A 23,715-nucleotide genomic window follows, 5' to 3' on the forward strand; every position below is an offset into this window, starting at 1 on the left:
GCTGCGGCTTTAAGCGGTAATTTTTAAGGGGTTAGGGGAGAAACGGAATGCATAAACAGTTTGCTCGCATCATGGGTATATTTTTCTTATTAGGTTTGCTGGCACCTCTCAGTTGGGCTGCTGCGCCTGCGTGGCAACCTCTGGCAGAAGCCATTCACAAAAGTGAACATGACCTGCGTAAATACCAGGCAATAAAGTTGCCTAATGGTATGACGGTATTGCTAGTTTCTGATGCGCAAGCACCTAAATCCTTGGCAGCACTGGCGTTGCCTGTCGGATCATTGGAAGATCCCAATAACCAGTTGGGTTTAGCTCATTATCTGGAACACATGTTATTGATGGGTTCTACGCGTTTTCCTGAACCAGGCAGTTTTGCCGAGTTTCTGAAAAAGCATGGCGGTAGCCATAATGCGAGTACGGCTTCTTATCGAACCGCTTTTTATTTTGAAATTGAAAATGATGCATTAGCTCCGGCAGTTGAGCGTTTAGCCGATGCTATTGCACAGCCTTTGTTAGACCCTATCAATGCTGATCGTGAACGTAATGCGGTCAATGCTGAATTGACGATGGCCCGCTCGCGCGATGGGATGCGCATGGCGCAGGTTAATGCTGAAACGCTTAATCCAGCACACCCTAGTGCGCGTTTTTCGGGGGGTAATCTTGATACGCTGAAAGACAAGCCTGATGGCAAATTACATGATGAGCTGCTGAGTTTTTATCATCGTTACTATTCTGCCAATTTGATGGTGGGGGTGCTGTATAGCAATCAGTCTCTGGAGCAGTTGGCACAATTAGCGGCTGATACCTTTGGCCAGATTCCGAATCGGGAGGCAAAAGTCCCTCCAATTACGGTACCTGCTGTAACACCGGACCAAACCGGTATTATTATTCATTATGTTCCAGCCCAACCGCGTAAACAGTTAAAAATAGACTTTCGCATTGAGAACAATAGCGAAGAATTTCGCAGAAAAACAGATACCTATGTTAGCTATTTGATTGGTAATCGCAGTAAAGATACGTTGTCCGACTGGCTACAAAAACAGGGGCTGGCAGATGCTATTAATGCCGGTGCCGACCCAATGGTAGACCGTAATGGTGGGGTGTTCTCTATTTCGGTATCACTTACGGATAAAGGTTTGGCCAAACGTGACGTCGTGGTGGCCGCTATCTTTGATTACATCAAAATGTTGCAAAAAGACGGCATTAAACAGAGCTATTTCGATGAGATAGCCCATGTTTTAAATCTGGATTTCCGTTATCCCTCAATCACGCGAGATATGGATTACATCGAGTGGCTGGTGGATATGATGTTGCGAGTACCTGTCGCACATGTGCTTGATGCGCCCTATCTGGCGGATCATTATGATCCCAAGGCCATTGCTGCCCGGTTGGCTGAAATGACGCCAGAGAATGCGCGGATCTGGTTTGTCAGCCCTGAAGAGCCTCACAATAAAGTGGCCTATTTTGTTGATGCCCCTTATCAGGTCAATAAAATTAGCCCACAAGAGATGAAAGACTGGCAACAACTTGGGGAGAATATCACTCTGAGCCTACCGGCACTTAACCCCTATATCCCAGATGACTTTACGCTGATCAAAGCAGATAAAAATATCACCCGGCCACAGAATGTTGCGGAACAACCGGGGTTACGGGTGTTTTACATGCCAAGTCAGTATTTTGCTGATGAACCGAAAGCCGATATCGCGCTGGCTTTCCGCAATCCTCATGCGTTGGATACCGCCCGCCATCAGGTACTATTCGCCCTGACTGATTATCTGGCCGGCCTTTCACTGGATGAACTGAGCTATCAGGCTTCGATCGGCGGAATCAGCTTCTCAACCGCCCCTAACAACGGTTTATATGTCAGTGCTAATGGCTTCACACAGCGGATGCCACAATTGCTAACCACGCTGGTTGAAGGTTATTCCAGCTTTACGCCAACAGAAGATCAATTAGTGCAGGCTAAATCTTGGTATCGCGAGCAGTTGGACGTGGCTGAGAAAGGCAAAGCTTATGAACTGGCGATTCAGCCAGCGAAATTGCTGTCTCATGTTCCTTATTCTGAACGCAGCGAACGGCGCAAATTGCTTGATACTATCAGCGTGCAAGATGTGCTGACTTATCGTGATAGCTTGCTGAAGCAATCTGCGCTGGAAGTATTGGCAGTGGGTAATATGACTACCCAGCAAGTTACCACTCTGGCGGAATCGTTGAAAAAACAATTGGCTTTGACGGGAACTACTTGGTGGACCGGCGAGGATGTTGTTGTTGATAAGGCACAACTGGCCAATATGGAGCGGCTTGGCAGCAGTTCTGATGCTGCGCTGGCGGCAGTCTATGTTCCAACCGGTTATACGGAAATTGATGGTATGGCGCGTAGTGCTTTGCTGGGGCAAATTGTTCAACCGTGGTTCTATGATCAATTACGAACCGAAGAGCAACTCGGCTATGCAGTATTTGCCTTCCCGATGTCGGTTGGCCGACAGTGGGGCTTGGGGTTCTTGCTGCAAAGTAACAGCAAGCAACCTGATTACCTTTATCAACGCTATCTTGCCTTCTATCCACAGGCAGAAAAGCGCCTGCGTGAAATGAAACCTGCTGATTTTGAACAATATAAACAAGGGCTAATTAACCAATTACTGCAACGACCACAAACTCTGGATGAAGAGGCTAGTCGTTACAGTAATGATTTCAATCGTAATAATTTTGCGTTTGATAGTCGCGAAAAAATGATTGCTCAGGTGAAGCAACTTAATAGCACTGTATTAGCTGATTTCTTCCAGCAAGCGGTTATTAAACCGCAAGGTCTGGCACTGCTTTCTCAAGTTAAAGGTCAGGGGCAAACGGCTGGCGGATATGCGGTGCTTAAAGGATGGACGACCTATCCGACAACATCTGCCTTGCAGGCTACCCTGCCGCAGAAGGTATTAGCTCCATGACATCAATGACTCCCCAGCGGCTGGAGCCGCTGACGCTCCCCTTATACGGTGAGAGGCTGATTGAAGCCTCTGCCGGTACTGGTAAGACCTTTACCATTGGGGTTCTTTATCTGCGATTGCTGCTTGGTTTGGGAGGGGAGGCAGCATTCAGTCGTCCCCTGACAGTAGAGGAAATCCTGGTGGTGACCTTTACTGAGGCGGCAACTGAAGAGTTGAGGGGGCGAATTCGCGACAATATCCATGGGTTGCGTATTGCTTGCGTACGGGGAGTCAGTGATGACCTAATGCATAAGGCTTTATTAACTGAAATTAGTGATCTGGGCGAGGCCGCAGCACAGTTACTTACTGCTGAGCGTCAGATGGATGAAGCCGCAATTTATACTATTCACGGTTTTTGTCAGAGAATGCTGACGAACAATGCTTTTGAATCTGGCATCTTGTTTGAACAAACATTGGTTCAGGATGAACAGCCCTTACGCAGACAGGCCTGTGCCGATTTTTGGCGGCGTCATTGCTATCCGCTTCCGTTGGCTGTTGCACGCGCAGTCAGCCAGGAATGGAGCGGGCCGGAGGCATTGCTCAAAGACCTTGCTGCTTATTTACAAGGTGAAACACCAAAATTTCGGCAAGCACCAGGTGATGATGAAACGATACTCAGCCGGCATCAGCAAATAGTTGTGCAAATTGATGCTGTCAAAGCGCAATGGCGTGCGGTGGCTCATGAGTTGGAAGCTTTAATTAGTGCATCTGGCGTTGATAAGCGCAGCTATAGCAGCCGATATTTACCTAACTGGCTAGAAAAGGTCGCTATATGGGCAGAGCAGGAAACCGGTGATTATCAGTTACCTAAAGAGCTAGAAAAGTTTCGCCAATCGATATTATCTGAGAAAACCAAAAAAGGTGCGATCCCCCAACACTCGGTGTTCAGTGCGATAGACCGCATCTTCGAACAACCTTTGACACTAAGAGATTTGATTTTAGCCCGCGCAATTAGCGAGATACGAACTTCCGTCCAGCAGGAGAAACGGCAGCGGGCAGAATTGGGTTTTGATGACTTGCTCAGTAAATTGGATGTGGCATTACAGCAGCCAGGTGGTGAGTTGTTAGCTCAATCTATTCGTACCCGTTATCCAGTTGCAATGATTGATGAGTTTCAGGATACCGATCCTCAGCAATACCGTATTTTCCACACGCTTTATGGTAACCAAGGTGAGTGTGGTTTATTACTGATTGGCGACCCTAAACAGGCTATTTATGCTTTCCGTGGCGCAGATATCTTTACCTATATTCGTGCTCGTTCAGAAGTAAGTGCCCACTACACGTTAGAGACCAATTGGCGTTCCTCTTTCCCGATGGTTCAATCAGTAAACAGGCTTTTTAGTTCGGTTGAGGTTCCTTTTCTGTTTGAACAAATCCCTTTTATCAAGGTGGCGGCGGCTGAAAAAAATAGCTGTCTATCTTTTGAAATTAAAGGGAAAAAACAGCCAGCCATCTCTTTTTGGCTGCAACCGGGTGAAGGGGTTGGGGTTAGTGAATACCAGCAATTGATGGCCAGGCAGTGCGCCAGTCAAATCCGTGACTGGCTGGTGGATGGGCAGAATGGGCTGGCGCAATTAGTGACAACGACAGGCTCAAGGCCGGTTCAGGCATCTGATATTACTATTTTGGTTCGTAGCCGGGCAGAGGCTGCGCTGGTTCGAGATGCACTGAGTGCCTTAGCTATTCCATCGGTTTACTTATCCAATCGCGACAGTGTTTTTGATACTGCAGAAGCCAAAGATCTATTGTGGTTATTGCAAGCTGCATTGGCCCCTGAGCAGGAAAGAGCCTTACGCAGTGCGATGGCTACCGGGATGCTAGGGTTGGATGCACAGATGCTGGATGCATTGAATCACGATGAACGGGCTTGGGATTCTCTGGTCGATGAATTCGATGGCTATCGCCAACATTGGCAGCGCCGTGGTGTGCTTCCTATGCTGCGAGAAATAATGGCACAGCGTCATTTAGCTGAAAACTTGTTGGCGACCCCTGGTGGGGAGCGTCGGCTGACAGACTTACTGCATTTGGGAGAGTTATTACAAGAGGCCGCATCACAGCTTGATAGTGAGCACGCACTAATCCGTTGGCTGGCACAACAAATAGCACAACCAAATCATCAGTCAGATAATCAACAATTGCGTTTGGAAAGTGATCGCCATTTGGTTCAGGTGATTACAATTCATAAATCAAAAGGGTTGGAGTATCCGTTGGTTTGGCTCCCTTTTGTCGGCAATTTCCGTCAGCAGCAGGACGTGCTATATCACGATCGTCATAGCTTTGAGGCTCTGCTTGATCTGAATGCTGATGAAGAGAGCCAGGCTTTGGCGGAAGAAGAGCGGTTGGCAGAAGACTTACGGTTACTCTACGTTGCGCTGACCCGCGCGGTTTATCATTGCAGTATCGGTATTGCGCCGCTGATTAAAGGCGGGCGGAAAAAACAGGGCGAAAGCGACATGCACCTTAGCGCTTTAGGCTATTTGGTTCAACATGGACAAGCTGGCGACGCGCAATATCTGGCGGATAAGTTGGCGGAGCTAACCACATTTTCGGGCGGTGATATTTCGGTCTCACTGGCGGAACGTCCTGACGCTACAGCTTGGCAGCCACGGCCTGAAGTTTTGCCAGAACTCGCCGCGCGCCAGTTTAACCGACAAATGCACGACTTTTGGCGGGTTACCAGTTATTCCGGCCTACAGCAGCATGGTGCCAAATCGCAGGTTCTGAATCTCCCTTTACAGGAGCTATTGCCACGGCTAGATAGTGATGCCGTCGGTGAGCAGGCACTCATCACCGCAGCTGATTTAACGCCCCATACCTTCCCGCGGGGGGCGGCACCGGGGACTTTCCTGCATGATTTACTTGAGCCATTAGATTTTAGCCAACCTATTGAGCCAGGCTGGCTGGCGCAGCAACTACAGCAACAGGGCTTTGGTGAACAATGGTCGCCAATGTTGTATCAATGGCTAAGTGACATTATGCAAGTCCCCCTTAACGATGCGGGCGTAACTCTGGCGGGATTGACGCCGGAGAGTAAGCAGGCGGAACTACAGTTTTATTTGCCTATCGATACTTTGTTACGCGCTAATCAATTAGATGCCTTAATCAAGCATTATGACCCGCTCTCACGTCAGTGTCCGGTGTTAGATTTTCAGCAAGTCAGAGGGATGCTTAAGGGCTTTATTGACTTGGTTTTCTGCTGGCAGGGTAAGTATTACTTATTAGATTACAAATCTAACTGGCTGGGAGAAGACAGTAGTGCTTATACCGTACAATTGATGGCCCAAGCGATGGCTGAGCATCGTTATGATCTGCAATATCAGCTTTATACCTTGGCTTTACACCGTTATTTACGTCATCGCTTGGGCGATTATGACTATCAACGGGACTTCGGGGGTGTCATTTATCTCTTCTTGCGTGGTGTCGATAAACAACATCCGGGTAATGGTATCTTTAGTTGTCGCCCTGAACAGGAGCTGATTGAAGGAATGGATTGTTTATTCAGTGGCAATGAGGTCGTTCTACTTTCAGGTCATGAAAGTGGTACAGCTCAGGCAGATGAGGATTCATCAAGATGATGGTTCTACTGGACCAAGCGGTTCGTGACCACTTACTACGCCCTCTGGATGTTCAATTTTCTCGCATGATTGCAGGGGATGATGAGCCTATGCTGCAATTGGCGGCGGCTATTCTCAGCGCCGAGGCGGGAGCCGGGCATGTGTGCCTGCCATTAAGTTATCTGCAACCAGAACAACTGTTTGGTGGGCGGCAGGCTGGGTTATCTCAAGCATTATGGCTGGCTGCTGGTGCTCCAGAGCTGTCGCGTTGGATACAAGGATTAAATAATTCTCCAGCGGTCAGTGATGGCTCATTACCAACGCCGTTGGTGTTGCAAAATGAACGTTTGTATCTCCAACGGATGTGGCAGTACGAGGGTGATGTGGTGCGGTTTATTGCCAGTGACAATACCGCTTTATTCGTTAATGAGGCCAGGGGGATTAACGAAAGCCTATTAACAGAGACACTGGACCGCCTATTTGGTCGATCAGACACGGAGATTGACTGGCAAAAGGTGGCCGCCGCAGTAGCCGCTACTCGCCGTATCTCGGTGATTTCTGGTGGGCCGGGAACGGGGAAAACCACCACAGTAGCCAAGCTATTAACTGCGCTGATACAGCTTAGCCAAGGGCAGCGTTTACGTATCCAGCTTGCTGCCCCAACGGGTAAAGCCGCTGCGCGGCTGACTGAGTCATTGGGGAATGCCATCGGCCAACTTACACTTACAGACGCCGAGCGCAAGTTATTCCCAGATCAAGCATCCACTCTGCACCGTTTATTAGGTGCTCAACCAAATAGTCAACGTTTGCGTTATCACCGAGGTAATCCACTAAATCTTGATGTGCTGGTGGTAGATGAAGCGTCTATGGTGGATTTACCCATGATGGCGCGGCTAATTGCCGCTTTGCCCGCTAAAGCTCAAGTCATTTTCCTCGGGGACCGAGATCAGTTAGCTTCGGTTGAGGCCGGGGCGGTATTAGGGGATATTTGTCGCTTTGCTGAGTTGGGTTATAGCAAGGCTCGTGCAGAACAGTTAGCACGGCTGACAGGATGCACATTGGCCGGAAATATACCGATTGGAGCAGTCTCTACGGATACGGTCAATGTGCGTGATAGCCTGTGTTTATTGCGTAAGAGCTATCGGTTTGATGAGAAATCGGGTATCGGGCAGCTCGCTTTAGCGGTTAATGCAGGCAAGTATCGGGATGCATTATCAGTATTAAAGGGGGCCTATTCAGATGTTGAACATTTTTCTCTGACGGATTCAGATGACTACCAACGGTTGCTGGAGGATTGCGTTGCGGGCTATCAGCATTACCTCCAATTGGCAGCTACAGGTGCGCATGCTGTGGATGTGCTGGCGGCATTTGGTCGTTATCAATTGTTGTGTGCATTGCGAAGTGGGCCATTTGGTGTCAGTGGCTTGAATGAACGGATTGAGCAGTTGTTGCATCGCAAGAGGTTAATTGAGCGCGCACCTGGCCCATCTGGGCGTTGGTATGCCGGTCGGCCGGTGATGATTGGGCTTAATGACAGTGCGTTAGGTCTCTTTAATGGCGATATTGGTATCGCGTTATATGACGATGAAGGAGAGCTACGGGTGCATTTCCAGTTGCCGGATGGCAACATAAAATCGGTGCAACCCAGCCGTCTTCCCAGCCATGAAACGGCTTATGCCATGACAGTTCATAAGTCGCAAGGATCAGAGTTTGAACATACCGCCCTGGTATTACCGAATACTTTTATGCCGGTATTAACGCGCGAATTGGTTTATACCGCGATCACTCGCGCCCGCCAGCGTTTAACTCTGTATTGTAGCGATACGATATTGGGCAATGCGATACGCACACCGACTCTTCGTCTGAGTGGGTTAGTGGATCGTTTGAATGCATTGACGTGAGTTATACGCTGCTGCTTGAAGACACAAGGAACACGTTACACGGACCATTCCTTGGTCTGGCAAGGGGGGCCGCTGCTTGCGGCCTCCCTATAACGCTAATTATGTTGGGAATAAATTAAATAAAACCCTGATAAAGCATTTGGTCGCAATATTTATAATCAATACGGCTACAAATCAGCCAACAGAATCTTTGAGCGCCGCTGATAGTTATACAGTTCCTGCTTCTGAATCGGTAAAACCTCTACTTCGGCAGGTGTAAAACCGCGTTCTTGGAACCAGTGAATACTGCGGGTGGTGAGTACAAACAATTTTTTAAGCCCCATCTGTCGCGCTTGATTAGCAACGCGCTTTAATAGCATTTCTCCCCGAGAAGAGCTGCGATAGTCAGGATGTACTGCCACGCAGGCCATCTCACCTATTTGTTCTTCAGGGAACGGATAGAGCGCTGCACAGGCAATCGTCAAATTATCCCGTTCAATAATCGTGAATTTGTCGATTTCCATTTCAAGCTGTTCCCGCGAACGACGCACCAGAATGCCTTGTTGTTCCAGCGGGCGAATCAATTCAAGTATGCCACCAATATCATTGATGGTAGCGCGGCGCACTTGTTCAGCACTCTCCATAACAATCTGTGTACCGATACCATCGCGGGAGAATAGCTCTTGGACTAGCGCTCCATCCTCCTGATAACTCAGTAAATGGCTCCGGCGCACACCGCTACGGCAAGCTTTCACTGCACCACGTAGGAAGCGTACCGTACCGGAGTTGTAATCACCCTCTTGTTCCAGATCTTCAATCCGTTTTTGAGCATCATTTGGGAACAGCTCTGAAATAATGTCACCTTCACTGTCAGTCACCCCTTGGGATGAACAGAAACCGATCATCTTTTCTGCTTTCAGTTTGATAGCTAACTGGGTGGCAACTTCTTCTGATGTGAGATTAAAGCTCTCGCCGGTCACCGATACAGCAACCGGGCCTAGTAACACGATTGCGCCATTATCTAATTGACGGTGAATTGCCTCTTCATCGATACGACGAATACGCCCGCTATGACAATAATCCACACCATCATCCACCCCCAGCGGCTGAGCAATAATGAAGTTGCCACTGACTACATTAATATGCGCGCCTTGTAGCGGGGTATTATTGAGACTCATTGATAGTCTTGCAGTGATATCCAACTGCAATAGGCCGGCTGCTTGTTTCACCATTTCCAGAGTTCGGGCATCTGTTACCCTGGTATGCTTGTGATAAATAGGTTCGTAATGATGCTGTGCCAAATTGCTGTCGATCTGTGGGCGCGCACCGTATACCACGACCAACCTGATCCCAAGGCTATGCAACAAACCGATATCATTGACGATATTCGCGAAGTTTTCATGCTCAATCGCCTCGCCACCCAACATGACAACGAATGTCTTGCCACGGTGCGCGTTGATATAGGGAACTGAGTGGCGAAATCCCTGGACCAGTTCAGTACTACGTTCCTTCACGGCAGACCCTCTTTGAATTTTTATTCGGTATTTTTGTATTTTTATTCTTTTTTGACCAAGATGGCAAGCACCAAATTACTATCAAATGCATATGTATGGCGTATCTGTATTAATAAATTGAATAACATAAAAATGTTTTTCTAATGACAGCGTGGGATTGATTCGTTAAAGTTTTTGCACATAAATTTTTTTGTGCGCTTTTTATTCATATTTTGGTAGTTACTTTGGAGTTACATGGCAGATTCAAATCATAATCCTGGGCGTCGTCGTCTGTTGCAAGGTGCTGCGAGCGCCTGGATGCTGAGTGTTAGTCGAGTTGGATTTGCTGCTTCCTCACATATTATTGCAGTCCGGGTTTGGCCCTCTTCAACCTATACCCGAGTCACGCTGGAATCCAATACTCCGCTGAAGTATCGTCAGTTCGCTCTTACCAATCCTGATCGTATTGTGGTTGATATTGAAGGGGTACATTTAAATAGCGTCCTGAAACAGATAACTAATCAGGTTCAGTCCGGTGACCCTTATCTGAAGCAAGCCCGAGTAGGGCAGTTTGATAAAAATACCGTCCGTTTGGTTTTGGAGTTGAAGCAGAGCATCAGCCCCCAGCTATTTACTCTAAAACCTTTTGCTGAATTTCGAAATCGTTTAGTGGTGGATTTATATCCCGCTCAGGGCAACAACTCTGCTGAGGACGATCCATTGTTGGCATTATTGGAAGATTATAATAAAGGCGACGTGGAGCGTAGCTTACCCGCAGAGACACCAAAAGCAGGCAAAGCAGGGCGCGATAGACCGATAGTTATCATGCTGGATCCTGGTCACGGCGGAGAAGATCCCGGTGCTATTGGTAGAAATAAAACCCGTGAAAAAGACATCGTGCTACAAATTGCCCGTCGGTTACGGGCGTTAATTCAAAAAGAAGCCAATATGCGGGTGTTTATGACCCGTAATGAAGATGTTTTTATCCCGTTGAAAGTGCGGGTAGCGAAGGCGCGCAAACTGCGAGCAGATTTATTCATTTCAATTCATGCGGATGCATTTACCAGTCAGGCGGCCAGAGGTTCCTCCGTTTTTGCGCTATCAACCAAGGGCGCAACCAGTACCGCCGCGCGTTTCCTGGCCCAGACACAGAATGAGGCCGACCAGATTGGGGGGGTTAGCAAAAGTGGTGATCGCTATCTGGACCATACCATGATTGATTTACTGCAAACGGCGACGATTAATGACAGCCTGAAGTTTGGTAAAGAAGTGCTGAATCGCATGGGGAAGATTAATACGCTGCATAAGAACCGTGTCGATCAGGCGGGGTTTGCTGTATTGAAAGCACCTGATATTCCTTCAATTTTGGTTGAAACAGCATTTATCAGTAATCTGGAAGAAGAGCGCAAACTACGTACCAGCCGTTTTCAGCAACAAGTCGCAGAATCTATTTTTGCTGGCATCAAAGCCTATTTTGCTAATGGTGGGGCGATGGCCCGACTTTAACGCGTAGGGCATTGTTATTGATTGAGATATATACCCTAAATAATTCGAGTTGCAGGAAGGCGGCAACTGAGATAATCCCGCTGAGTTGACGTTAGTCAATTATTCGGGTGAACGAAAGCAACCAACACACATGCGGTTTGAAATATGACGGGTATAAAGCCAGAAACAAAAAAACACCCTTGAGGGTGTCTGATGTTGATATGAAAATGATTAAGAATTGGTTGCGGGGGCCGGATTTGAACCGACGACCTTCGGGTTATGAGCCCGACGAGCTACCAGGCTGCTCCACCCCGCGTCCGTCTTAATACTATTTTCTATCTTACTACTTAGTCGTGTAATTGGTTGCGGGGGCCGGATTTGAACCGACGACCTTCGGGTTATGAGCCCGACGAGCTACCAGGCTGCTCCACCCCGCGTCCGTCACTACACTTTATTTGCTTCTCACTACTATTCTACCTAATTCGTCTTAACTTTCAAGACTATCGAACGACATTTGATACTGCTGGTAGCCAGTATCGGTTGGTTGCGGGGGCCGGATTTGAACCGACGACCTTCGGGTTATGAGCCCGACGAGCTACCAGGCTGCTCCACCCCGCGTCCGATTGAGCGCACTATACTCTGGATGAGATCTGTTGCAAGTATTTTTGCCACTTAATTAGGGTAAATAGGTTTTTTCGATTAATTTATCAACTATCTGTTTCCTTTTTCCCCATAACGGGGTCAGGAGGATTTTTTTCCACCTGCCGATTCCTTTATCTATAGGCGTTTGTTATCGTTCGCCAGTAGATAAAATGAGTAAAAGAAGGCGTGAAATGACAAGTCGTTGGGGCAAATACCTACTAAGTGGAATAATGATTGCTGTTCTGGCGGGGTGCCAATCGCGGCCAACCGATCGTGGGCAGCAATATAAGGATGGGCGTCTGGAGCAATCACTGGAACTGGTGAATGAACCAAATGCAACAGGTAAGCCAGTTAACGCAAAAGATTATTCTGATCAGGTGAAAGTGATTAACCAATCTTCACCGGGTCTCTATAACCGCAATAGTAATACATTCAATGCGGTCGAAAACTGGATGTTGGCAGGGGCCGATACCAGCAAGCTAAGTTTATTTGGTTTGAATGCCTATCAGATGGAGGGGGTCGATAATTTCGGTAACGTACAGTTTACTGGCTACTACACTCCGGTGCTTCAGGCCCGTTATACGCCACAAGGTGAATTCCGCCACCCACTTTATCGGATGCCTGCTAAAGGAAAGCGCCGTTTACCCGATCGCGCTGCTATCTATGCAGGTGCATTGGATAACCGCAGTTTAGTTATCGCATACACCAATTCGCTGGTGGATAACTTTATGATGGAAGTGCAGGGCAGCGGCTATGTTGATTATGGCGATGGGCGACCACTGACCTTCTTCGGTTATGCAGGTAAAAATGGCCATGCTTACCGTAGTATTGGCAAAGTGCTGATTGATCGTGGCGAAGTCGCTAAAGCAGATATGTCGATGCAAGCCATCCGCCACTGGGCTGAAACCCATAGTGAAGCTGAGGTCAGAGAGCTTTTAGAGCAGAATCCGTCCTTTGTGTTCTTTAAACCAGAAATGTACGCGCCGGTGAAAGGGGCCAGTGCGGTTCCATTGATTGCCAAAGCGTCAGTTGCATCTGATCGTTCCTTGATTCCGCCAGGCACCACATTACTAGCTGAAGTGCCTTTGCTGGATAATCAGGGCAAATTCACGGGTCAATATCAGATGCGCCTGATGGTGGCATTGGATGTTGGTGGTGCGATTAAAGGTCAGCACTTTGATATCTATCAGGGGATTGGCCATGAAGCTGGGCAGGCTGCTGGGTACTACAATCATTATGGTCGGGTTTGGGTACTGAAAAATGCCCAAAGCAGCGGACCGCTATTTACCGCTTATCAAGGTGGCAAAACAGTCGCGCCAGCGGGTAATGGTTCATCATTACTGGTAAATAATCAGGGTCAGTAAGTTTCCTTATTACCTGCAATTGCCGGTATACGGTCGGTTTCACTCTTTATCAGGCGGCCAATTGGCCGCTTTTGTCTTCATATCATCGATATTATTAACGTCATTTCGAAGCAATTAAGGTAACACATTGATGAACACAGCCTTTTCCGAAGCTTACCAACAGCGGTTTGGTGGCATAGCGCGTCTATATGGTCAGCAGGCGCTGGAACTGTTTTCGCAGGCGCATATCTGTGTCATTGGTATTGGCGGTGTCGGCTCTTGGGCAGCGGAAGCGCTGGCGCGCACTGGTATCGGCGCGATTACGTTGATTGATATGGATGATGTTTGCGTAACCAATACTAATCGTCAGATCCATGCCTTACGGCACAATGTCGGCCAAGCTAAAACCGAAATGATGGCGGAACGTATTCTGGCTATCAATCCTGAATGCCGCGTGACGTGTATTGATGATTTTATTACTGCGGATAATGTCGCGGAGCTTTTAAATAACAATTTTAGCTATGTCATTGATGCAATTGATAGTGTACGGCCTAAGGCGGCACTACTCTCTTATTGTCGCCGCTATAAAATCCCAGTAGTCACCACCGGTGGTGCAGGTGGGCAGTTCGATCCAACACGTATTGAGGTAGTAGATCTGGCAAAAACCATTCAGGATCCGCTGGCGGCTAAGCTACGTGAAAGGTTGAAAAGTGACTTTAATGTGGTGAAAAACAGCAAAGGTAAACTGGGGATCGATTGTGTTTTTTCCAGCGAACCACTGGTTTATCCCCAGGCTGATGGATCAGTTTGTGCTTCGCGCAGTACAGCGGAAGGACCTAAAAAAATGGACTGTACTTCAGGTTTTGGCTCGGTAACCATGGTTACTGCGACCTTTGGTTTTGTTGCTGTGTCCCATGCATTGAAAAAAATGATGGCGAAAGCAGCCCGTCAGATGAAATAACCCCTACTCTATATATTGGGCGGCGATAGCCTTTACACCTTGTGCCAGCGCCAGTAAACCGCTGGCGCGCGAGGTGCTTAGCTGCTGGCGTAGCCCTAACTGCTCAAACAGCGCCAATGGGTCTTCTGCTAATACCTGCTGTGGGGTTTTCCCCTCCACCGCAGTTAAAATAACCGCCAGTAATCCACGAACAATGCGGCCTTCGCTATCACCATAAAAATGTAAGCTACCATCCGGCAGGCGTTGATGCCCCAGCCACACTCGATTTTCACATCCAGTTAGCTCCAGTTCATTCTGTTTTAGTGGCTCCGGCAATGACGGAAGCTGTTTTGCCAGCAAAATCAACTGACGATAACGATCTTCCCACTGTTTATGAACGCTGAATGTCTCCAGCAGTTTAGCAGCAGTAATATCGTGACCAAAAGGGTGTGGGGCAATCATCATCTTCTCAATTAGACCGGTGGTTATTGGGCGAAATTATTATCTGTTAGTTCTTAATCTTGCAATAGTTCCAGAGCCTTAGCTATCGCGTTACACAATATATCAACATCGTTCGCGGTATTGTACGGTGCGAATGAGGCACGCAGGCTGCCACTCACCCCTAATGCTGCCATGAGTGGTTGTGCGCAATGTTGCCCGGCGCGCAGTGCGATGCCCTGTTCGGCCAATAACGTTACTAAATCGCTATGGTGCACACCATCGAAAGTAAACGCCAATAAACTGGATTGCTGGCAACGGAAGCTGCGAAAACCCGGTAATTTAGCCAGTTTATTCTCTGCCAATGTGGCTAAATCTTGGCTATAGGTTTCTGCTTCTGTCAGATCAATATGTTCGAGCCAACTAAGAACGGCAGAGAAACCAATGACGCCAGCAATATTTGGCGTACCAGCCTCAAAACGGTATGGCACCTCATGGGACGTAAATCCACCGAAGGAAGCATGAGTGAGCATTTTACCGCCACCGTGCCAGGCTGGCATCTCGTCGAGTAATTCAGACTTGCCGTACAGCACGCCTATGCCGGTCGGCCCATAAAGCTTGTGGGCTGAGAAAGCGTAAAAATCAATATCTAGCACTTGAACGTCTGCCGGGTTATGCACAACACCTTGCGCCCCATCTACCATCACTACACAGTTATATTGATGGGCAAGTTCGATTGCCTGAGCTAACTCGGGGCTACCACCCGTGACGTTAGACATCTGGCCCAGCGCCAATATGCGTGTTTTATCATTAAGCAATTGCGGTAATTGCTGTAAATCGGGGAGATGATCAAGGCCGATGGGTAATTTAACCATTCTGGCCCCTGTCTGCTCTGCAACCATAAGCCAGGGGATTAAGTTGGCATGATGTTCAGCTTCACTGACAATAATTTCATCACCCGTTTGCAGACGAGGGCGGGCATAGCTTTGTGCTACTAAATTAATGGCTTCGGTAGTGCCTTTGGTCCAAATGATATTTTCTGCTGCGGGTGCATTGATAAAGTCGGCCACTTGTTGGCGGGTTTCCTCAAAACGAACCGTCAATGACAATGCTGATTGATGTTGGCTGCGATGTACTGTTGCGGAGTCCTGCTGATAAAACTGTTGTGTCGCCTCAATCATGGCGCGGGGTTTCAGCGCAGTTGCCGCACTGTCCAGATAGGTTATCTCATCACTAATAGCCGGGAATTCCTGACGAAAATCCGTGGGATTAAAAGCTTTCATACTGTTGTTCTCATCCTTTGGGTTACTTCGGAACTGTCTCATTTTGACTCATTTTGTTCATAATTTGCCCGCTAATGGCTCGGTTCACTGGAAATATGTCATAAGTGAGTTATGCTAAATAGTAACGGACATAACCATTTGTCTGGTAATGAAAATGAGTTTTTTAGCATTTTAATCTGCAAGGAGTCACCCATGAAAAAGACAGCTGCCGTAATTTCTGCACTTATGCTCACTTTTACCTTAGCAGCCTGTTCAAGCAACTATGTTATGCATACCAATGATGGTCGCACTATCGTTGCTGATGGTAAACCTAAAGTAGATGATGAAACTGGGATGATAAGCTACACCGATGCCAACGGCACCGAGCAGCAAATTAACCGTTCAGAAGTAAAAGAAATGGCTGAGGGTAAGTAGTTTAACGCGAAGTCACCGTTCAAAAGATGCCTAATACGGCAATCAAACCCTCTGCAACAACTTAAATTTAAGCTCTGACTATGTGCAATGCAAAGTCGCGTTTAAATTTAAGCGCTGAAAATAGGGTAAAAAAAAGCACCGCTAAAATAGCGGTGCTGCATAAAATCACTATGGACAGACAGGGTAAATGTACAGGAAGTGAAAAAAAACAGTAGCTTAGCTACTATGTCTGGACTACCAGACCATTTGCAAACACAACATCACAACCACAAAGCCAAAAGCATTTCAGTACCTGGATACTAAACCTACTTTTCGTTCCGGCTTGGGAAGTGCCGCCACTATAGGTATTTGCTGGCGCATCATCAACGGACAATTTATAATGTCTCGGATTATAAAAACTAATAAGTAAACAAAGGGTTTCATCTAAGGATGAGCCGTTATAAAAAAGTATCCAATTCATGTCAAAACGATTACCACCCCTGAACGCCTTGCGGGTTTTCGATGCGGCCGCACGCCACTTGAGTTTTACTAAAGCTGCTGATGAATTATTTGTCACGCAAGCGGCTGTTAGTCACCAGATAAAGTCCCTGGAGGATTTTCTCGGGCTAAAACTGTTCCGCCGTCGTAACCGCTCGCTGTTACTGACTGAGGAGGGGCAAAGCTACTACCTCGATATTAAAGAGATTTTTACCTCCATCAATGAAGCAACTCGTAAATTGCAGGCGCGTAGCGCGAAAGGCGCGCTCACTGTAAGCCTCCCTCCTAGCTTTGCTATTCAATGGCTGGTCCCTCGTCTATCTGGATTTAATGCGGCTTATCCGGGGATCGATGTCAGGATTCAGGCGGTAGATCGGGAGGAGGACAAACTTGCTGATGACGTTGATGTGGCTATTTTCTATGGCCGGGGTAATTGGACTGGTTTGCGTACTGAGCGTTTGTATGCAGAATTCTTACTTCCTGTTTGTGCGCCTACTTTATTAACGGGTGAGCATGGATTAAAAGTACCGGCAGATCTGGCTAATCATACGTTGTTGCATGATACTTCCCGCCGGGATTGGATGGCCTATACCCGTCAACTGGGTGTTCCTCAAATTAATGTGCAACAAGGTCCGATATTCAGCCATAGTGCGATGGTGGTTCAGGCTGCCGTTCACGGCCAAGGTATTGCGTTAGTGAATAACGTCATGGCTCAGGCAGAGATTGAAGCAGGGCGCTTGGTGTGCCCGTTTAATGATGTTTTGGTGAGTAAAAATGCTTTTTATCTGGTTTGTCATGACAGTCAGGCAGAACTAGGTAAAATAGCCGCCTTTCGTCAGTGGATATTGGCAAGAGCTGCCAGCGAGCAAGAAAAGTTACGCTTTCGCTATGAGAACTGATTAATCACCCTATTCTGCGTAGTAATGACAACCCATTCACGATGGTAACCCGCTACGATAAAATGGGCTATTGTCGGGCGATATAACGATATACCCACGTCATTGGAATCGCAGCTAGCACTTCTGCAATGTCGAGTACGAAGGGTATAACTCTATCTAATTTAAGGTTAATGACGATGAATGGTCGTTTAATGCTGATATTTGCCGCACTGAGCGGTTTTTTCTATGTCGCTTTTGGTGCCTTTAGTGCTCATGTATTGAGCGCCTCACTGGGGCCGAATGAGATGGCCTGGGTTCGTTCTGGGCTGGAGTACCAAGGGTTCCATACGCTGGCGATTCTGGCGTTAGCTGTTGCGATGCAACGGCAAGTAAGTATTTGGTTTTACTGGAGTGGTGCCTTGTTAGCGCTCGGAACGCTACTCTTTAGCGGCAGTTTATATTGCCTGGCTCTATCGCACCTGAAACTGTGGGTATATATCACGCCAATCGGCGGCGTATGTTTTCTGGCGGGATGGATTTTGATGTTGATTGGCGCGCTGCGTCTAAGAAAAAGGGCAGAACGCCATGAATAATAAAATTGCTTTATATTGCCGCTCTGGCTTTGAGAAAGAGTGTGCGGCAGAAATTACCGCGAAAGCGGCACAGCTTGAAATCTTTGGTTTCGCTCGAGTAAAAGAAAACAGCGGTTATGTGCTGTTTGAGTGCTATCAGTTGGAAGATGCCGATCGCTTGATTCGTGAAGTGCCTTTTCGTGAGTTGATTTTTGCCCGCCAGATGATGGTGGTGGGTGAGTTATTAAAAGATTTGCCGCCGGAAGACCGTGTTTCACCGATTGTGGGGATGTTAGTCGGTGTTATTGAAAAAGCCGGTGAGTTACGTGTTGAAGTTCCTGATACCAATGAAAGCAAAGAGTTGCTTAAGTTTTGCCGTAAGTTAACGGTACCTTTACGCAGCGCAATGCGGGAACAAAAAATTCTTTCTGCCCGTGAAAATCCTCATCGGCCAGTGGTACACGTGTTCTTTATCGCGTCTGGCTGCTGTTATGTTGGCTACTCTTACAGCAATAATAACTCGCCGTTCTATATGGGTATCCCCCGTCTTAAGTTCCCATCTGACGCACCAAGCCGTTCAACCTTAAAACTGGAAGAAGCTTTTCATGTGTTTATCCCTGCGGATGAATGGGAGGAGCGTTTGGCCAGTGGTATGCATGCAGTTGATCTAGGTGCTTGCCCCGGTGGTTGGACCTACCAATTAGTGCAGCGCAGCATGATGGTTCAGGCTATTGATAATGGTGCGATGGCACAAAGCCTGATGGATACCGGACAGGTAACCCATCATCGCGTCGATGGTTTTAAATATGAGCCAACGCGTAGCAATATCTATTGGTTAGTATGCGATATGGTAGAAAAGCCGGCTAAAGTGACGCAACTTATCATCAAGTGGTTGGTAAACGGTTGGTGTCGTGAGGCAATTTTCAACTTGAAATTACCGATGAAAAAACGTTTTGAAATCGTTTTGGAAAATATGGAAATGATGGATGAACAGTTGAAAGAAAACGGTATCAATGCCCATATTCAAGCTAAACAGCTCTATCATGACCGTGAAGAAGTGACGGTGCATGTGCGTCGTATTTGGTCCGGTGTTCCGGGGCGTCGGGATGAGCGTCAATAGTCATATATATTTGGTACTTGCAGCCGCAGTGGTTTAGCGGTGGCTCCAATTACTGGAATATGAGTATCGTGTTATCCGCAAGGGGCCATTTGGCCCCTTAATTTTAAGGTAACCTAAGTTGTTGCAAATTACCGCTTAATGTCAAATCGGTTTTCAGTGTAGCGATTTGCTTACAGATAAATGCCATATCTTGGTGTTGCTGCAATTTCTTCCGCCATTTCTCCGGCACTGATTCCAGATCTTGATAAAGCACTTCAAGGTTGCTGGCATGCTGCAATAGCAGTGCGGCAGTTTTGGCACCTATCCCCGCGACGCCTGGAATTTTGCTGCTGCTGATGCCCGCAAGCCCCCAATAGTCAGGCAGTTGGTGTGGCAATACACCAAACTCTTGTTTTACAAATGGCATATCCAGCCAGCGTTTTTGGAAGTAATCGCGAATCTGTACATTTGGCGCTAACAGTTGGCAGTAACCTTTGTCGGTGGAAACGATCGTCACTTGATGGCCAGCTCTACCAATTTTGGTCGCCAAAGTTGCCGCCAGATCATCGGCTTCATTGCCAGGAGAATGCCAGCAAGCGACCCCGAGTGAACTAAACGCCTCACGGATCTGCGGCATTTCTTGTTGCAGGTTGTCCGGCATCGGTGAGCGGCCAGCTTTGTAATCAGGCAAGCATTGATGACGCCAACTATCGGAACGATCATCCTCATCAAACACGGCGACAGCGTGGGTGGGTAAACTATGTGAAATAAGCTGTTGCAACGCATGCTGGCAGGCATTAATGCAAGGTGAACCTTGTACTGCATGGATGCGACGAATCAGATTAAGTGCATCAACGATAAGAAGATGGATTTGCATAGCCTGTCTTATATAGTCATTAAGCCAGATTAATGTCGGGCAGCCACACGACTAAGTGCTGGCGCTGCCCGGTGAGGTATTACTATTTAAGGCTTAGCTGCAAATTTCGTAGCAAGGGGTATAAGCAGTGCCAGGCAGTTTCATTCGATGCTGTGCAATAAATCCTTGCAGTAAGCTATCCATTTGTTTCATCAATTGTGGATCGCCATGCAATTTATAAGGCCCATAGGCTTCGATGGCATGAATTCCCACTTCTTTTACGTTACCCGCAACGATGCCTGAGAATGCACGGCGTAGTGCCGCAGCCAGTTCTTCAGGGGGCTGGTTATGAGACAGATTGAGATTCGCCATATTTTCATGACTCGGTTCAAACGGATGCTGTAAATCTGGCTTGATACGGATAGACCAGTTGAAGCTATAAGCATCCCCCGTATTACGGCGGTTTTCTTTCACCAGTGGCATCGCTTTCTTCATTTGACGGGCGACTTCAGCCGGGTCATCGATAATTATCTTGTAGTATTTGCGCGCGCCATCACCCAGAGTGTTCATGATGAACTCATCCACCACTCGGAAATAATCCGCGCTCTCTTTTGGCCCGGTTAAGATAAGTGGCAGTACCTGCTCACTGTTCTCTGGATCCATTAATATGCCTAGCAGATAGAGCAATTCTTCCGCTGTCCCTACGCCACCTGGGAAAATAATGATGCCATGCGCGATGCGGACGAACGCTTCAAGCCGTTTCTCAATATCCGGCATGATAATCAATTCATTGACCAGCGGATTAGGTGGCTCTGCTGCAATGATGGAAGGCTCAGTCATACCAATAAAACGGCCATTTCTGTAACGTTGTTGGGCATGGCCAACGGCGGCACCCTTCATCGGTGCTTCCATCGCTCCTGGCCCACAGCCAGTGCAAATATTTAACTCTCGTAAACCCAGTTGGCTCCCCACTTTACGGGCATACAAGTATTCAGTTTCATTGATTGAATGGCCGCCCCAGCACACAATCATATTGGGGTCTTCATCAAGATGGAGGGCTCGGGCATTACGTAAAATAGAAAAGACCAGATTGGTCAAATGGCTGGAGCTTTCCATATCGAGATGTTGAAAACGCCCAGCGCTAACAATTTGACCATTCACAAACAAAATATCGCGTAACACCGCAAACAGATTTGCCTGTAATGAACGAATAATTTTGCCATCAACAAAAGCATGTTCTGGTGGATTTACCAGTTCGAGTTTTACACCTCGTTCACGGCGCAATACATTGATATCAAAAGTTTCATAACGCGATAAAAGCTCTTTGCTGTTATCGGTTAGGCTGCCTGAATTGAGAACTGCCAAGGAGCAGTTACGGAATAAACGGTACAGATCACTGCTGGCTGTACGTTTGAGCATATCCACTTCGAGCTGTGATAACAGATCCATTGAGCCGAGTGGGCTGACATGTGTAATCAAAGTTACTCCTTTACACCCCGGAGGGTGGTAGTGTCCGTGTATACCCTTCGTACTTAACGTTGCTGGGTGTTGGCTGCCTACCAGCAACACCAATTACTTTGGGTATATCAGAATGCTGCTTTCTATTTTGCCGTGGAATATCATAGAGATCTTTAAGTATCTATCCCTGATTTCTCTACTGAAAAATAGCGTGAAGATACGGTAATTAACCTTAACGTTGTCCCTCGGTTTTTGCCAATACTAACGTGCGTTGTGCTTAAATGTTGCGTACATGTACGCATATATTTATTGCCGGGCCATACGGCCAGTTGATGGAACAAAATCAGTATTGGAGCGCCAAGGGTTGATATCCAGTCCGCCACGGCGGGTATAACGAGCATAGACCGACAGTGTTTCAGGCTGACAAAAACGCATTATGTCGTTGAAAATACGCTCTACACACTGTTCGTGAAATTCATTATGGTGCCGGAAAGAGACCAGATAGCGTAGCAGTGCCTCTCGGTTAATCTGTGGGCCACTGTAGCTGATTTGTACTGATCCCCAATCTGGCTGGTGGGTAATCAGGCAGTTGGATTTGAGCAGATGGCTAACCAGGCTCTCTTCTACTCTGTTGGCCGTGGTAGCCCCTTGCAGATAATCGGCGCTAAATTCATAGCTATTGATACGAATATCCTGTTGGTCGAGACATTCGCCCGAGAAATCGGCAATGGATTGATGTGTTATTTCATTGAGTTGATATAGCGTGACACTGACATCACCTTGAGCGCAGGCCGCCAAATCGCGTTGCAATGTGGCGCGAACACTTTCCCAATCAGCAAACACGGTTTGGTTAAAACTGTTGAGATAGAGTTTAAAGCTTTTGGATTCAATCAGATTAGTACTATCCGCATTCAGGCTGATTTCACCCACGGCAACTTGTGGCAGGCCATTACTGTTTAGCCAAGACAATTCATAGAGCGTCCAGATATCTGCACCATGAAAGGGCAGGTTATCTGGATATAAACCGAGAGGTTCACGGTTCATGCTGCGTGGCACAGCTTGCAACAAGGTGACGTCATAGTGATCGCGATAAGCGGTTGGTTTGCCCAGCGTCAGTTCCGCCAGAGCCTTATGGTCTTGATATGAAGACATGCTGTTCCCATGATGAGAGAAAGGTACAATAGCTTTAGTTTATCAATTTATGCCGCGTTTAACTGCATTTCTGAGTGGGGGTAACACTCAGAAATGCAGCGCAAGCCGCCGCGATACTGAGAATCGAGAATGGACCAGAATGTTTCAACGGCACTGAATAGCTTTACCCAACGTTATATCAATCTATGGCAGCAGCAGACCGGGCATCTGCCCGCCAGTGAAGAACTTTATGGTGTTCCTTCACCTTGCATCGTGGAAACTCAGGACAGCCAGGTATTTTGGTTGCCACAGCCAGCGGTTGCCGATGCCACATTGGCTAATATTGAACGGGCGTTGGAGATTCAGCTTCACCCGGATATTCATGCGTTTTACACTTGCCAATATGCTGGCGACATGATGGCTGATTTAGGTGATCACCGTTTTACGCTGCTACAAGTGTGGAGCGAAGATGATTTTATCCGTTTACAGGAGAATCTAATTGGTCATCTGGTCACGCAAAAAAGGCTGAAACTCTCGCCAACGCTGTTTTTAGCAACCACCGAGTCAGAGATGACAATGGCTTCATTGTGCAATGTCACAGGTAATGTGGTGTTAGAGCAATTTGGTAGTAGTAAGCGCACCCTGCTGGCATCGACTCTCATACATTTTCTTGATGCATTGCGTCCAGTATTACCTGAATAAGCGAGTGGTTATTGTTTATTCTGGTCAAGTCGGTGTGCGAGATCTCTCACACCGGCTGTGAGACATCACTTCTATTCTTTAACTGTAAAGTT

The 23,715-nt window shown here is 47.4% G+C and carries 17 protein-coding genes and 3 tRNA genes; 11 read left to right on the forward strand and 9 right to left on the reverse strand.

Annotation, left to right across the window (positions count from 1 at the left end; genetic code table 11):
- Positions 1-47 precede the first annotated feature (47 nt).
- From ptrA to recD, 3 genes are read left to right on the forward strand one after another with little or no spacing between them, the layout of a single operon-like run.
- Positions 48-2,939: a pitrilysin gene (ptrA, locus tag V1953_RS04145; protein ID WP_083162880.1), complete on the forward strand. Its 2,892-nt coding sequence runs from the start codon at positions 48-50 to the stop codon at positions 2,937-2,939.
- A complete protein-coding gene (gene recB / locus V1953_RS04150) occupies positions 2,936-6,553 on the forward strand; it encodes an exodeoxyribonuclease V subunit beta (protein ID WP_442851297.1) in 3,618 nt (1,205 codons plus the stop codon). Before ptrA ends, recB begins: the two co-directional genes overlap by 4 nt.
- Positions 6,553-8,433 (forward strand): exodeoxyribonuclease V subunit alpha, encoded by a 1,881-nt coding sequence (gene recD, locus V1953_RS04155; protein ID WP_442851298.1) that lies wholly within the window; start codon positions 6,553-6,555, stop codon positions 8,431-8,433. Before recB ends, recD begins: the two co-directional genes overlap by 1 nt.
- A 167-nt stretch (positions 8,434-8,600) precedes the next feature.
- Here the strand turns inward: recD and argA are convergent, their stop codons facing one another.
- On the reverse strand, positions 8,601-9,926 hold the full coding sequence (gene argA, locus V1953_RS04160) for an amino-acid N-acetyltransferase (RefSeq protein ID WP_083162886.1): 1,326 nt from the start codon (positions 9,924-9,926) through the stop codon (positions 8,601-8,603).
- 234 nt (positions 9,927-10,160) lie between these two features.
- On the opposite strand from argA, the gene amiC reads away from it, so the two are divergent.
- Positions 10,161-11,411 carry an N-acetylmuramoyl-L-alanine amidase AmiC gene (gene amiC / locus V1953_RS04165; protein ID WP_102970539.1) on the forward strand — a complete coding sequence of 417 codons (1,251 nt, stop codon included), beginning with the start codon at positions 10,161-10,163 and terminating at the stop codon, positions 11,409-11,411.
- Positions 11,412-11,629: 218 nt separating this feature from the next.
- Here amiC and V1953_RS04170 read toward each other — a convergent pair.
- From V1953_RS04170 to V1953_RS04180, 3 genes are all read right to left on the reverse strand, one after another.
- Positions 11,630-11,706: transfer RNA gene (locus V1953_RS04170), tRNA-Met, on the reverse strand.
- Between the two features lie 44 nt (positions 11,707-11,750).
- Positions 11,751-11,827, reverse strand: a tRNA-Met gene (locus tag V1953_RS04175).
- Between the two features lie 104 nt (positions 11,828-11,931).
- Positions 11,932-12,008 (reverse strand) — tRNA-Met (locus tag V1953_RS04180).
- Between the two features lie 215 nt (positions 12,009-12,223).
- On the opposite strand from V1953_RS04180, the gene mltA reads away from it, so the two are divergent.
- On the forward strand, positions 12,224-13,396 hold the full coding sequence (gene mltA / locus V1953_RS04185) for a murein transglycosylase A (protein ID WP_083162888.1): 1,173 nt from the start codon (positions 12,224-12,226) through the stop codon (positions 13,394-13,396).
- Positions 13,397-13,526: 130 nt separating this feature from the next.
- A complete protein-coding gene (tcdA, locus tag V1953_RS04190) occupies positions 13,527-14,336 on the forward strand; it encodes a tRNA cyclic N6-threonylcarbamoyladenosine(37) synthase TcdA (protein ID WP_442850689.1) in 810 nt (269 codons plus the stop codon).
- Positions 14,337-14,339: 3 nt separating this feature from the next.
- Here tcdA and csdE read toward each other — a convergent pair whose 3' ends face one another.
- Together csdE and csdA are read right to left on the reverse strand one after the other, a co-directional pair.
- Positions 14,340-14,780, reverse strand: coding sequence for a cysteine desulfurase sulfur acceptor subunit CsdE (gene csdE / locus V1953_RS04195; protein ID WP_083162892.1), 441 nt, complete (start codon positions 14,778-14,780; stop codon positions 14,340-14,342).
- 50 nt (positions 14,781-14,830) lie between these two features.
- A complete protein-coding gene (gene csdA / locus V1953_RS04200; RefSeq protein WP_193784868.1) occupies positions 14,831-16,036 on the reverse strand; it encodes a cysteine desulfurase CsdA in 1,206 nt (401 codons plus the stop codon).
- Positions 16,037-16,228: 192 nt separating this feature from the next.
- Here csdA and V1953_RS04205 point away from each other — a divergent pair, with 192 nt between their 5' ends.
- The 4 genes from V1953_RS04205 (at position 16,229) to rlmM (ending at position 19,497) form a co-directional block, all read left to right on the forward strand.
- Positions 16,229-16,450, forward strand: a complete 222-nt coding sequence (locus V1953_RS04205) for a YgdI/YgdR family lipoprotein (RefSeq protein ID WP_005166349.1) — start codon at positions 16,229-16,231, stop codon at positions 16,448-16,450.
- Between the two features lie 458 nt (positions 16,451-16,908).
- Entirely contained in the window at positions 16,909-17,826 is a 918-nt protein-coding gene (locus V1953_RS04210) for a transcriptional regulator GcvA (RefSeq protein ID WP_083162896.1), read from the forward strand.
- 176 nt (positions 17,827-18,002) lie between these two features.
- Positions 18,003-18,398, forward strand: a complete 396-nt coding sequence (locus tag V1953_RS04215) for a DUF423 domain-containing protein (protein ID WP_442850690.1) — start codon at positions 18,003-18,005, stop codon at positions 18,396-18,398.
- Positions 18,391-19,497, forward strand: a complete 1,107-nt coding sequence (gene rlmM / locus V1953_RS04220; protein WP_083162900.1) for a 23S rRNA (cytidine(2498)-2'-O)-methyltransferase RlmM — start codon at positions 18,391-18,393, stop codon at positions 19,495-19,497. The genes V1953_RS04215 and rlmM overlap by 8 nt, the downstream gene beginning before the upstream one ends.
- A 103-nt stretch (positions 19,498-19,600) precedes the next feature.
- Here the strand turns inward: rlmM and xni are convergent, their stop codons facing one another.
- The 3 genes from xni to queF form a co-directional block, all read right to left on the reverse strand.
- Positions 19,601-20,353, reverse strand: coding sequence for a flap endonuclease Xni (gene xni / locus V1953_RS04225; RefSeq protein ID WP_442850691.1), 753 nt, complete (start codon positions 20,351-20,353; stop codon positions 19,601-19,603).
- Between the two features lie 93 nt (positions 20,354-20,446).
- On the reverse strand, positions 20,447-21,811 hold the full coding sequence (gene ppnN / locus V1953_RS04230) for a nucleotide 5'-monophosphate nucleosidase PpnN (protein WP_083162904.1): 1,365 nt from the start codon (positions 21,809-21,811) through the stop codon (positions 20,447-20,449).
- 285 nt (positions 21,812-22,096) lie between these two features.
- Positions 22,097-22,942 carry an NADPH-dependent 7-cyano-7-deazaguanine reductase QueF gene (gene queF / locus V1953_RS04235; protein WP_442850692.1) on the reverse strand — a complete coding sequence of 282 codons (846 nt, stop codon included), beginning with the start codon at positions 22,940-22,942 and terminating at the stop codon, positions 22,097-22,099.
- Positions 22,943-23,071: 129 nt separating this feature from the next.
- Between queF and syd the strand changes: the two genes are divergently transcribed.
- Positions 23,072-23,623: a SecY-interacting protein gene (gene syd / locus V1953_RS04240; RefSeq protein ID WP_083162908.1), complete on the forward strand. Its 552-nt coding sequence runs from the start codon at positions 23,072-23,074 to the stop codon at positions 23,621-23,623.
- Positions 23,624-23,715 lie beyond the last annotated feature (92 nt).

This window comes from Yersinia sp. 2541 StPb PI (genome assembly GCF_052217145.1).
Lineage (GTDB): Bacteria > Pseudomonadota > Gammaproteobacteria > Enterobacterales > Enterobacteriaceae > Yersinia > Yersinia enterocolitica_E.

Coding starts and splice junctions, on each gene's coding strand:
- ptrA (WP_083162880.1), top strand. CDS start 48: ATGCATAAACAGTTTGCTCGCATCATGGGTATATTTTTCTTATTAGGT.
- recB (WP_442851297.1), top strand. CDS start 2,936: ATGACATCAATGACTCCCCAGCGGCTGGAGCCGCTGACGCTCCCCTTA.
- recD (WP_442851298.1), top strand. CDS start 6,553: ATGGTTCTACTGGACCAAGCGGTTCGTGACCACTTACTACGCCCTCTG.
- amiC (WP_102970539.1), top strand. CDS start 10,161: ATGGCAGATTCAAATCATAATCCTGGGCGTCGTCGTCTGTTGCAAGGT.
- mltA (WP_083162888.1), top strand. CDS start 12,224: ATGACAAGTCGTTGGGGCAAATACCTACTAAGTGGAATAATGATTGCT.
- tcdA (WP_442850689.1), top strand. CDS start 13,527: ATGAACACAGCCTTTTCCGAAGCTTACCAACAGCGGTTTGGTGGCATA.
- csdE (WP_083162892.1), bottom strand. CDS start 14,780: ATGATGATTGCCCCACACCCTTTTGGTCACGATATTACTGCTGCTAAA.
- csdA (WP_193784868.1), bottom strand. CDS start 16,036: ATGAAAGCTTTTAATCCCACGGATTTTCGTCAGGAATTCCCGGCTATT.
- V1953_RS04205 (WP_005166349.1), top strand. CDS start 16,229: ATGAAAAAGACAGCTGCCGTAATTTCTGCACTTATGCTCACTTTTACC.
- V1953_RS04210 (WP_083162896.1), top strand. CDS start 16,909: ATGTCAAAACGATTACCACCCCTGAACGCCTTGCGGGTTTTCGATGCG.
- V1953_RS04215 (WP_442850690.1), top strand. CDS start 18,003: ATGAATGGTCGTTTAATGCTGATATTTGCCGCACTGAGCGGTTTTTTC.
- rlmM (WP_083162900.1), top strand. CDS start 18,391: ATGAATAATAAAATTGCTTTATATTGCCGCTCTGGCTTTGAGAAAGAG.
- xni (WP_442850691.1), bottom strand. CDS start 20,353: ATGCAAATCCATCTTCTTATCGTTGATGCACTTAATCTGATTCGTCGC.
- queF (WP_442850692.1), bottom strand. CDS start 22,942: ATGTCTTCATATCAAGACCATAAGGCTCTGGCGGAACTGACGCTGGGC.
- syd (WP_083162908.1), top strand. CDS start 23,072: ATGGACCAGAATGTTTCAACGGCACTGAATAGCTTTACCCAACGTTAT.